This window comes from Promicromonospora sp. NPDC057488, assembly GCF_042802395.1.
Taxonomy (GTDB): domain Bacteria; phylum Actinomycetota; class Actinomycetes; order Actinomycetales; family Cellulomonadaceae; genus Promicromonospora.
In genome coordinates this window covers 1-10702 of the sequence record NZ_JBHVEG010000199.1, presented here as the reverse complement: position 1 = coordinate 10702, position 10702 = coordinate 1, and the positions used below count along the sequence as shown (strand labels likewise).

The following is a 10702-nucleotide window of genomic DNA, read 5'->3' as shown; positions in this document are numbered from 1 at the left end:
GTCGAGACCCGGTAACCGGGTCTCGACAAGCTCGACCAGCGGCAACCGCCCTCAGCCCTGGCCGATTCGGGGCGCCCTGCGGGCCTGTCGGACGCCGTCGACCGTGAGCAGGATCAGCGCGACCCACACCAGGGCGAACCCGGCCCAGCGGGCCGGCGGCATGTGCTCTCCGAAGACGAGCAGCCCCACCAGGAACTGCAGCACCGGGGCGAGGTACTGCAGCATGCCGACGACGGACAGGGGCAGGCGCCGGGCGGCGGCGCCGAACAGGAGCAGCGGCAGGGCGGTCACGATGCCGGCCGACATCAGCAGCAGCGCGTGCCCGGTGCCCTCGCTGGTGAACGTGCCCGCGCTGCCGAGCCAGAGCAGGTAGGCGAGCGCGAACGGGGTGGCGACGGCCGTCTCCACGGCCAGGCCGGGCAGGGCCGCGACCGTGCGGCCCACGCGGTTCTTCACGAGCCCGTACAGGCCGAAGGAGAGCGCGAGGGTCAGCGAGATCCAGGGCAGCCCGCCCAGCCCGGTGGACAGCACGACGACGGACGCGGCACCGAACACGATCGCGATCCACTGCACGGGGCGCAGCCGTTCGCGCAGCACCAGGACGCCGAGCAGCACGGTGACGATGGGGTTGATGAAGTAGCCCAGGGCGGCGTCGAGCACGCGGTCGCTGAGCACGGCGTACACGTACACCACCCAGTTGACGACGATCAGGGCCGCCGCGACCGCGAACGTGCCCAGGATGCGCGGCGACCGCAGGGCCGTGCGGAAGTCGCCGAGCTGACGCAGCGCGGCGAGGGCGATCAGGCAGAAGAGCAGGCTCCACACGATGCGGTGCGCCACGATCTCCAGGGGGCCGGCGGGCTCCAGGAGCGGGAAGAACAGCGGCATCCCGCCCCAGAGCAGGTAGGCGCCGATGCCGAGGGGCAGCCCCCAGCGATCCTGTTGTTGTGTCACGGCGTCACCATAGAACTCGCGGGTCTGCGCGGGCCGCGAACGGGCTGTGGGGCTCGTCACCAGGCCGGGCCCGTTTTCGATTTCTCGCCGGGGCCTCGTGGGGGCTATGGTTGGCACCGTTCACGGCTGGTTGCCCGAGCGGCCAAAGGGATCTGACTGTAAATCAGACGGCTCAGCCTTCGGGGGTTCGAATCCCTCACCAGCCACGTGAAGCAGACAGGGCGTGACCAACGATCTCGTTGGTCACGCCCTGTCTCGTTGTCGGGTTCGTGCCGGTGCGGCCGATGCCGCGTGTCTGCGCGGCCGACGCCGCACGCGGGTCCTGGCCCTGGTTTCTGGCCCCACAAGTGGGTCCGGACCGGGTTCGCGACCCGCGCGGCGCACCTCACACCCGATTCGATTTCACGCCAGGCCGGAGGGCATGTAGAGTCTTCCTCGCCGCCCCGATAGCTCAGTCGGCAGAGCGTCTCCATGGTAAGGAGAAGGTCAAGGGTTCGATTCCCTTTCGGGGCTCTGTGATCGACGCGGGGTCGTACGCCTACCCCACCGGCTAGCCGGTGGGGAGCAACGGCGGACGGCCTCGCGTTCAGTCACGCGCGGCGGGGTAGCTCAGCTGGTCAGAGCGCACGACTCATAATCGTGAGGTCGCGGGTTCGAGCCCCGCCCTCGCTACCAAGCAAGTACATCCGCCCGGCTCCCTTTTGCCGGGCGACGAGAAGACACATGGCGCCTCCCTCTCGAGGCGCGGAGGTGAGAGCCATGGCAAGCAAGAGCGCGGATGTCCGCCCGAAGATCACGCTGGCGTGCGTGGACTGCAAGGAGCGGAACTACATCACGAAGAAGAACCGGCGGAACGACCCGGACCGCCTGGAGCTGGCGAAGTTCTGCCCGCGCTGCGGCAAGCACACGTCGCACCGCGAGACCCGCTGAGTCTCTCAGTAGCTTCACACCGACGTGGCGAACGCTGATTTCGAGGGCCGGTCCTACCCGGCCAACGCTCCCTACTCCGTAGGCCGCGAGAAGATCCGCGAGTTCGCTGTTGCCGTCGGTGCCACGCACCCCGCGCACCACGATCTCGTGGCGGCGCGGGGTTCTGGCTTTACGGACCTTGTCGCCCCGCCCACGTTCGCCGTGGTCGTGGCCCAGCGCGCGGAGTCGCAGTACATCAGCGACCCCGAGGCGCGCATCGACTTCACGCGCGTGGTCCACGCGGACGAGCGCTTCACGCACCACCGCCCGATCGTCGCCGGCGACGAGCTCACGACGGTGCTGCACGTGGACCGCGTCGTCGTGCGCGGGGCCATCAGCATGGTGACCACACGCTGCGAGATCTACGCGATGCCCCAGCAGGTCGAGGTGCCGTCGCCCGAGGCCGACGGCCCCGGCGAGCACGTCGCCACCGTCGTCTCCACGCTGGCCATCCGAGGTGAGGACGCATGAGCCGCCCCGACATCGCGACGCTCGCCGTCGGCGACGTGATCGGCAGCCGCACCGTCACCTTCGACCGTGCGACCCTCGTCCGGTACGCGGGCGCCAGCGGCGACCTCAACCCGATCCACTGGAACGACAAGTTCGCCGTGGGCGCGGGCCTGCCCGGCGTCATCGCACACGGCATGCTCACGATGGGCAGCGTCGTCGGCCTGGTCGTGGACTGGGCGGGCGACCCGGGCGCCGTCGTCGACTACCAGACGCGGTTCACCAAGCCCGTCGAGGTGCCCAACCCGGGCACCGCCCAGGTCGACGTCGTGGGCACGGTCGGCGTGGTCGACGCCGACGCCGGCACGGTCCGCGTGGACCTGGTCGTCACGGTCGACGCCGCCAAGGTCCTGGGCCGCACCCAGGTGCTCGTCCGCCTCTGACGCCTCCGGCGCCCCTCACTCGCGGCAGCCTCGAGACCCTCGCCAGGAACGGTTCGCCGGGGTAACGGATTTTTAACCCGAAAACCCTTCCTCATGCGCACCTGCATCAGGTGTGATGCTCTCGTCCGGAGTTGTATGGACCCGACGAGAGGAACTCCGCGTGACGTCTCGACGACGTATCACAGCCCTGGCCACCGCGGCCGGGGTGCTCTTTCCGCTCATCCCGCTCTCCGCGGTCGCCGCCGGTGCGGCGACCGCCTCTCCCACGGCGGCCCCGCGTGCCGACGACGTCGTCGCGTGCGCCCCGGTGCTGGCCGCCGGTTCGCTCGACGAGGCGTTCGGCGCGGCCGCCGAGGCCACGGGGGTGCCCGAGGACCTGCTCAAGGCCGTGTCGTACCTGGAGTCCCGCTGGGACCAGCACGCGGGCCAGGCCAGTGCCGACGGCGGCTACGGCGTGTTCAACCTGGAGGCCGGCCCGGCGGTCGGCCACGCGCACGGCGAGGGCCTGCCGCTCTCCGCCGTGACCGACAAGGCGGGCCCGGCCCGCGAGGGCACCGCCGAGCTGACCCGGGCCGCCGCGCTGACGGGCCTCGACGAGGCCACCCTGAAGTCCGACGCGCAGGCGAACGTCTGCGGCGGTGCGGCCCTCCTGGCGTCCTACCAGGCCCAGGCGGAGCGCGACGGCGCCGCCCAGGCCGCCACCGAGGCCGGCACGGCCGACCTGACCGCCTGGGAGGACGCGGTGTCCCGCATGAGCGACATCGAGGGCTTCGCGGCCGGCGTCTTCACGACGCTGCGGCGTGGAGCAGGTACCACCACTCCCGCCGACGGTGCGGTGATCCTCACCGGCAACCCGGACGTCGTCGTGCCGAAGACCGGAGCGACGAGCGACCCCGGGGCGGACTGCCCCGCCGACCTCGGCTGCGAGTGGCTCCCCGCCCCGTACGAGAAGGCCTCCGCCGACGACCCGGACGGCACCGGGGACTACGGCAACCACGACCAGGCCGACCGGACGGGCGCGGGCGGCCCGTCGATCGACTACATCTTGATCCACGACACCGAGACCGCCTACCAGCCGTCGGTCAACCTGGTGCAGGACCCGACCTACCTGGCCTGGAACTACACGCTGCGCTCCTCCGACGGGCACGTGGCCAACCACCTCGACCCGGCCGACGTCGGCTGGCACGCGGGCAACTGGTTCATGAACATGCACTCGATCGGCCTGGAGCACGAGGGCTGGGCCGGCACCGGCTCCTGGTACACGGAGGCGATGTACCAGTCCTCGGCCGCGCTGGTGCGGTACCTCGCCGAGGAGCACGACATCCCGCTCGACCGCGCCCACGTCATCGGGCACGACCAGGTGCCGGGCATCCTGCCGGGCTACACCAAGAACGTGCACTGGGACCCGGGCCCCTACTGGGACTGGGACCACTACTTCGAGCTGCTGGGCGCGCCCATCGGCGGCGACCTTGAGGCGACGACGGACGTCGCGCCCGGCGACGTCGTCGAGGTGCGCACGGGCTACGCCGACAACCCGAACACGGTGACGGGCTGCGAGGAGGCGTCGCCGACCTCGGGCGACTGCGTCGAGGGCGCGGGCACCAACTTCCGCTACCTGTACCAGGAGCCCGCCCAGGACGCCGCGCTGGCGAAGGACCCGGGCTGGAAGCCGGACGGCGCCGACGGCACCACCTATGCGAGCGACGTGAGCGCGCGCGTGCAGTCCGGGCACAAGCTCGTCGTCGACCGGGTCGAGGGCGACTGGCTCGGCGTGTGGTGGGCCGGCGCGCTGGTCTGGTTGCACAACCCGGCCGACCGGCCGGTGGTGGTGCCGGCGACGGCACAGACGATCACGGTCGCGGGTGACGCCCCGGCCCCGGTCTTCGGCCGGGCCTACCCGGAGGCGGCCGCCTACGAGGCGCACCCGGACGTGCCGGTGCAGGAGGTCACGCCGATCGAGTACACGGTCGGCGTCGGCCAGACGTACGCCGTGTCCGACGACGACGTGGCCGCCGACTACTACCGGGCCGCCACGTTCGACGGCTCGGGGCCGGGCGACCGCACGGTCGTGCGCGGCGACGACGTCTACTACCAGGTGTGGCTGGCGCACCGGCACGTGTACGTCAACGCGGCCGACGTCGAGCTCCACGACCCGGTGGTCGCGGACGTGTCGGGTCCGTCGATCGAGGGCAAGGCCCGGGTGGGCCGCCTCCTGACCGCGGAGCCCGGCACGTACCTGCCGGCGGACGTCGACGTGGCCTACCGGTGGCTGCGCGACGGCGAGCCGGTGCGCTGGGCGACCGGCAGCCGGTACCCGGTGACGGGCCGCGACCGCGGCGCGGAGCTGACGGTCGAGGTGACGGTCTCCGCGGACGGGTACACGGCGGCGTCGTACACCTCGGAGCCGCGGCGGGTGGCGGGCCGCTAGCCGGGAGCCGATACGCACGCGGGGTGTGTTGCGCCGAGTAGACATCGTCTACTCCGCGCAACACACCCCGCGTGCGTACGTTCTACCGGTGCCCCGGCCGGAGGGCCGGGCCGACCCGGCTCACCAGTTCGGGGTGACCCCGGGCAGGTTGCGCGGCAGCTTCACGTCCTTCGGGTGGTAGACGTACGTCAGGCCGTCGGTCGAGGTCTGCCAGACCCGCTCGAAGTTCTCCCGCGTGTACACGACGCGGACGGCGTCGTTGGTCGCGCCGTGCGGGTCGTTGAGGATCGGGTCGCCGTCGGCGGTGAACCCGCGCAGCACCACGAGGTGCCCGTCCGTCTCGTACCCGGCCTCCGGCATCTCCTCGGCCTCGAAGTTGATCGAGAAGACCAGCGGGATGCCGGCCGCGACGAACTTCTCCGCCTCCGCGAGGGAGCGCAGCCGGGTCACGAACGACTCCAGGCCGAACGTGCTCGCGTAGGCGGCGTTGAACGGCCAGTTGCCGGCGCCCTCGTACGTGTAGTCCCAGGTGTTCATCGCGGCGTAGTCGACCTGCGGGTCGCCGTTCGGCGCCTCGATGCCCTCCAGCTCCTCGGCCGGCACCTCGCGCCCGTAGGAGTAGATCACCATCGTCGACGACGTCGGCGAGCACCACACCTGGCCGCCGCCGCCGAACTCGGGGTACTCGCCGCGGTGGATGTTCTGGCTGTACTGCGGCACGTCGAGCGACACCTCGCGCCCGAGCGTGAAGTCGCTCGTGCCCGTGTAGTGCGCGTCGGGCAGATACTCGTTGGTCATCGTGCTCACGGAGTCGAGCCGCGGGGAGACCCGCGTGCCCTCGGGCCGGTACAGCGTGGCCCGGGTCTGGAACGCCTCCGGCTCGTTGCCGGACTTCGCGACGAACGTGTCCGTGAACAGGTACGCGTCGTCGTCGGTCTGGCCGTTCACGGAGGTGCGGTGGATGTCGCCGACGCCGCCGTCGGCGGGTGCGAACTCGTCGTCCGAGGCCCAGCGGCCCATGACGAACCACTTGGTCCAGGTCCCGTCGGCCTTGCGGCCGCGGAACTCGATCTCGACCCAGGTACCCGTGGGCGTCTTCGCGTTCCACGAGCTCACGGACTCGTCGATCGCGTACCCGGTCTCGACCACCGGCGAGGTCCACCGGCCGGTCTCGTAGCTGACGGGCGTGCCGTCACCGAACGGGTCGGTGTACTCGACGGTCTCCCCGCCGCCCCGCAGCACCAGGCCGCCGTGCGCGCCCGGCCGCAGGTTGGAGCTCTCTCCCGCGCGGAAGTCCCGCACGCCGTCCCACGCCGTCAGCGTGATCTGGTTGTCCGACGCCGCCGTGCCCTGCTCTGCCGTCTCCGCCGCCGGAACGGCGCTCGCCGCGATCCCCGCCTGCGTCACGAGCGCTCCCGTCGTCACCAGTGCCAATGCCGTCCTGCGCAGTCTTCCCCGTGTCGACACGCGTGTCTCCCTGTCTCCGGGCCCCTCTCGGTGAGCGGGCCGTGCACCTTCTCTATCAGAGGCGGGGCCGGGACAGCAGCAGTTTTGGGGACGGCCGAAACAGGCCGGCCCGGGCTCAGCCCAGATCGGGCACGGGGCCGGTCGTCGTGCCCTCGACCAGGCTGACCGGCAGCATCACCGACTCCGGCTGCTCGCCGGCCAGCAGCGCGATGACCGCGAGCCCGAGCGCACGGCCCTTCTCGACCAGCGGCTGGTGCACGCTGGTGAGGACGTCGGGGGAGAGCCACGGCAGGTCGAGGCCGTCGAACCCGGCCACGGACACGTCCTCGGGCACGCGCAGCCCGAGCTCCCGCGCCGCGATCACGGCGCCGGCCGCGAGCAGGTCGGAGTGCGCGATGATCGCCGTCGGGCGGTCCCGGGCGGGTGCCCACTCGGACAGGATCTCGGTCGCGGCGTCCCGCCCGTGCTCCACGAGCGAGGCGGGCGTCTCCCACGACATGACGGGCTCGATGACGTCGCGCACGCCGGCCAGGCGGTTGCGGGTGGGGGTGCGCTCGGCGGCGGCGAGCCGCTCGGCGTCGACCAGACCCGACCGCTCGTCGCGCCCGAACGGCAGCGCGATCTCCGCGATCCGCGTGTGGCCCAGCTCGACCAGGTGCCGCACCGCCTCGGCCGCGCCCCGGCGGTCGTCGACGCCGACCACGGGCACCCCGGGCACCTCGTGCCCCTCGCCGATCACGACCGGCACGCCCCGGCGCTGCAGCGCCGCGAGGTTCGGGTCGCCCTCCAGGATGCCCCACACGAGCACGGCCACGTCCATCGCGGCGGCCTCGACCAGCGGGTCGACGGCGGGCGGTAGCCCGGCCTCGGCCGCGAGCCCGACGGACTGCGCGGTGGCGCCCTGCGGCATGCCGGGCACGAGCAGCACGCCCAGGCCCTGCTCGCCGATCGCGGAGACCAGGCCGTGCAGCACCTGCGTGGACACCGGGTCCCGGAACGAGCGGCCCAGCTGGTCGCCGATCACCACGCCCACGATCCCGGAGCGGCCCGACCGGAGCTGGCGGCCCAGCGGGTTGGGTCCCGAGTACTCGAGCTCCCGGGCGGCGGCCAGCACCTTCTCCCGGGTCTCGGGCGTGATCGGTCCCGCACCGGAGAACGCGAGCGAGGCGGTGGACACGGAGACACCTGCCAGCTCGGCGACCTTCGCGAGGGTCGGTCGGCCAACGGTCTGGCGGTTCATCGCGGTTCCTTCTCTCGCTTCGGGCACCGGTGGTGCAGGACCCGGGTATCTGCTGGGCTGATCCCAGATTGTGGCTTACGGTCGGGAGATTCAATCGCACCAAGGAGTTCCGTGCCTACTGCACACGCCGCCGCCCGCGCGGTCTTCGTCGTCTTCGCCGCCAGCGGGTTCGCGTTCGCGAGCTGGGCATCGCGCCTCCCCGCCGTCCGGGACGGCCTCGGGTTCTCCGAGCAGGAGATGGGCATCCTGCTGCTGACGGGCTCCATCGGATCCGTCGCCGCGATCCCGCTCTCGGGCCTGGTCGCGGAGCGGATCGGCACCGCGCGCACCGTGCTGTCCTTCTCGGGCCTGCTCGTGGCCGGGCTCGCCGTGGCCGGGTACGGCGTCGCGTCGGACGAGCACCTCGCCGTTCGCGGCGGCCTGATCCTCTTCGGGGTGGGCGCGGGCGTCTGGGACGCCGCGATGAACCTCGAGGGCGCCGCCGTGGAGCAGCGCCTCGGCCGTGCGGTCATGCCGATCTTCCACGCCGGGTTCTCGTTCGGCACCGTGCTCGGCGCCGGCATCGGCGCCCTGGTGGCCACCGCCGGCGTCCCGGTCCTCTGGCACATCGTCGCGGCGGGCGTGGTCGCCTTCCTCTCCGTCGTCGTCGCCACCCGGTTCTTCACGCCGCGTGCGCTCGCGGCAGCCGTGCCGGACGACGCCGTGGGCGCGGCCAGCGCGGACGGCGCCGACCCGGCCGAGGTGACCCCGCCGCCGTCGGGCGTGGCCGGCCTGCTCGCCGCCTGGCGCGAGCCGCGCACCCTGGCGATCGGCCTCGTGGTGCTGAGCGCCGCCCTCACGGAGGGCGTCGCCAACGACTGGGTGAGCCTCGCGGTCGTGGACGGGTTCGGCACCTCCGACGGCATGGGCGCGGTCGGCCTCGCCGTCTTCCTCACCGCGATGACCACGGCCCGCCTCGCCGGGACGCGCGCCATCGACCGGTACGGACGGGTGCCGGTACTGGTGATCTCGGCCGCGCTCGCGTTCGTGGGCGTGCTGACGTTCTCCCTGTTCCCGGTGCTGTGGCTCGCGCTGGTCGGGGTCGGCCTGTGGGGTCTGGGCGCCGCGATGGGCTTCCCGATGGGCATGAGCGCGGCGTCCGACGAGCCGCGCCGGGCCGCGATGCGCGTGGCCGCGGTCTCGACCATCGCGTACACGGCGTTCTTCGTGGGGCCGCCCCTGATCGGCTTCGTGGCGCACGCGACGGGCTACCGCCTCGCGGTGCTCGTGCTGCTCGTCCCGATGGTGCTCGGGCTCGTCGTGGCCCGCTCCGTCCGGCCGCTGCCGACGGCGGCGGGTGTGAAGAGGTAGCGAGGATCACGCCAGCGGGTATGCCCAGGCCAGGGCGCGGAAACCGAGCACTGAACACGTCTGCGAACACCAAAAGGTTCCAGAATTGGCAGACATCACCCACGCCATGTCGAAGATGTGCACAAATCCAACGCGTCGGGTAGATAGGCTTGCACGGTGAGCCCATACCCGGCAGACACCGTCCAGGCACAAGCGGTGGTCCCCAGCCTCGCCGACCTCACCACCCTGCGCGTTGGTGGGCCGGCAGCCTCGTACGTCGAGGCAGAGGAAGAGGCCGCAACGATCGAGGCGGTGACCGCCGCCGACGACGCCGGCGTGCCGCTGCTGGTCGTGGGCGGTGGCTCCAACCTGCTGGTGGCCGACGAGGGCTTCGGTGGCGTGGTCGTCCGTGACGTCCGCACCGGGATCACCGTCGAGTCGGACGACTCCTGCGGCGGCGCCGTGGTGACCGCGCCCGCCGGCCAGAACTGGGACGCGCTGGTCGCGCGCGCCGTCGACGAGGGCTGGGTCGGCATCGAGTCGCTGTCGGGCATCCCGGGGACGGTCGGCGCCGCCCCCGTGCAGAACATCGGCGCGTACGGCCAGGAGCTGTCGGGCGTGGTCTCCCTGGTCCGCACCTGGGACCGCGGTGAGCGCCGGGTACGCACCTTCTCCGTCGGCGAGCTGAGCTTCGGGTACCGCACGTCGCTGCTCAAGCGCTCCATGCACGGCGAGGGCCGCGAGGGCATCAAGGGCGAGGGCGACCCGCGTGCCCCCTGGTACCCGTCGCCGCGCTACGTGGTGCTGAGCGTCCAGTTCCAGTTCCGGCTCGGCACGCTGTCCGCGCCGGTGGGCTACGGCGAGCTGGCCCGGCGCCTCGGCGTCGACGTGGGGCAGCGCGCCCCGATGAAGGACGTCCGCGAGACAGTGCTGGGCCTGCGCGGCGGCAAGGGCATGCTGCTCGACAGCCCGGGCTTCGACGGGGAGCCGGACCACGACCGCTGGAACTCGGGGTCGTTCTTCACCAACCCCGTCATCCCGGTGGAGCACCTGGAGCACCTGCCCGAGGACGCCCCGCGCTACCCGGTCCGCTCCGCGACGCCAGAGACGACCACGGGCCCGAGCCTCGGCGCCATCGACCCGACGCTCGTGAAGACCAGCGCCGCCTGGCTCATCGAGCACGCGGGCTTCGCCAAGGGCTTCGGGCTGGCGGGGGAGCACAGCCCCGCACGGCTCTCGACCAAGCACACGCTCGCGATGACCAACCGCGGCGGGGCCCGCACCGAGGACGTCATCGCGCTGGCCCGCGCGGTGCGCGACGGCGTCCGCGACCGGTTCGGCGTGACCCTGGTCCCGGAGACGGTCCTGGTCGGCGTCTCCCTCTAGCCGCCCTACGTGTCAGACGCTCAGGTCCCTCCGGGGACC

General features: G+C 72.3%; 9 protein-coding genes and 3 tRNA genes. 9 read left to right on the top strand and 3 right to left on the bottom strand.

Annotated features, from left to right (window positions below):
- Positions 1 to 51: 51 nt before the first annotated feature.
- Positions 52 to 954 (bottom strand): EamA family transporter RarD, encoded by a 903-nt coding sequence (rarD, locus tag ACFU5G_RS26195; protein WP_377251374.1) that lies wholly within the window; start codon positions 952 to 954, stop codon positions 52 to 54.
- A 124-nt stretch (positions 955 to 1078) separates the two neighbouring features.
- Here rarD and ACFU5G_RS26190 point away from each other — a divergent pair.
- The 7 genes from ACFU5G_RS26190 to ACFU5G_RS26160 all read left to right on the top strand — a co-directional run bounded on the left by ACFU5G_RS26190 (position 1079) and on the right by ACFU5G_RS26160 (position 5241).
- Positions 1079 to 1160: transfer RNA gene (locus tag ACFU5G_RS26190), tRNA-Tyr, on the top strand.
- 234 nt (positions 1161 to 1394) lie between these two features.
- Positions 1395 to 1467 (top strand) — tRNA-Thr (locus ACFU5G_RS26185).
- An 85-nt stretch (positions 1468 to 1552) separates the two neighbouring features.
- A tRNA-Met gene (locus tag ACFU5G_RS26180) sits at positions 1553 to 1629 on the top strand.
- A gap of 84 nt (positions 1630 to 1713) precedes the next feature.
- Positions 1714 to 1884 (top strand): 50S ribosomal protein L33, encoded by a 171-nt coding sequence (gene rpmG / locus ACFU5G_RS26175; RefSeq protein ID WP_013837798.1) that lies wholly within the window; start codon positions 1714 to 1716, stop codon positions 1882 to 1884.
- 24 nt (positions 1885 to 1908) lie between these two features.
- On the top strand, positions 1909 to 2394 hold the full coding sequence (locus ACFU5G_RS26170; protein ID WP_377251372.1) for a MaoC family dehydratase N-terminal domain-containing protein: 486 nt from the start codon (positions 1909 to 1911) through the stop codon (positions 2392 to 2394).
- Positions 2391 to 2813 (top strand): MaoC/PaaZ C-terminal domain-containing protein, encoded by a 423-nt coding sequence (locus ACFU5G_RS26165; RefSeq protein ID WP_377251370.1) that lies wholly within the window; start codon positions 2391 to 2393, stop codon positions 2811 to 2813. Before ACFU5G_RS26170 ends, ACFU5G_RS26165 begins: the two co-directional genes overlap by 4 nt.
- Before the next feature lie 160 nt (positions 2814 to 2973).
- The gene (locus ACFU5G_RS26160; RefSeq protein ID WP_377251368.1) at positions 2974 to 5241 is read left to right on the top strand and encodes an N-acetylmuramoyl-L-alanine amidase; all 2268 of its coding nucleotides are present in this window, start codon (positions 2974 to 2976) and stop codon (positions 5239 to 5241) included.
- Between the two features lie 120 nt (positions 5242 to 5361).
- Here the strand turns inward: ACFU5G_RS26160 and ACFU5G_RS26155 are convergent, their stop codons facing one another.
- Positions 5362 to 6708 carry a C39 family peptidase gene (locus tag ACFU5G_RS26155; RefSeq protein ID WP_377251366.1) on the bottom strand — a complete coding sequence of 449 codons (1347 nt, stop codon included), beginning with the start codon at positions 6706 to 6708 and terminating at the stop codon, positions 5362 to 5364.
- Between the two features lie 115 nt (positions 6709 to 6823).
- The gene (locus ACFU5G_RS26150) at positions 6824 to 7948 is read right to left on the bottom strand and encodes a LacI family DNA-binding transcriptional regulator (protein WP_377251364.1); all 1125 of its coding nucleotides are present in this window, start codon (positions 7946 to 7948) and stop codon (positions 6824 to 6826) included.
- A 111-nt stretch (positions 7949 to 8059) separates the two neighbouring features.
- On the opposite strand from ACFU5G_RS26150, the gene ACFU5G_RS26145 reads away from it, so the two are divergent.
- Together ACFU5G_RS26145 and ACFU5G_RS26140 are read left to right on the top strand one after the other, a co-directional pair.
- Complete coding sequence (locus ACFU5G_RS26145) at positions 8060 to 9298, top strand: MFS transporter (RefSeq protein WP_377251362.1); 1239 nt, start codon at positions 8060 to 8062, stop codon at positions 9296 to 9298.
- 156 nt (positions 9299 to 9454) lie between these two features.
- Positions 9455 to 10663, top strand: coding sequence for a UDP-N-acetylmuramate dehydrogenase (locus tag ACFU5G_RS26140; RefSeq protein WP_377251360.1), 1209 nt, complete (start codon positions 9455 to 9457; stop codon positions 10661 to 10663).
- The last annotated feature ends 39 nt before the right edge of the window (positions 10664 to 10702 follow it).

Coding starts and splice junctions, on each gene's coding strand:
- rpmG (WP_013837798.1), top strand. CDS start 1,714: ATGGCAAGCAAGAGCGCGGATGTCCGCCCGAAGATCACGCTGGCGTGC.
- ACFU5G_RS26165 (WP_377251370.1), top strand. CDS start 2,391: ATGAGCCGCCCCGACATCGCGACGCTCGCCGTCGGCGACGTGATCGGC.
- ACFU5G_RS26150 (WP_377251364.1), bottom strand. CDS start 7,948: ATGAACCGCCAGACCGTTGGCCGACCGACCCTCGCGAAGGTCGCCGAG.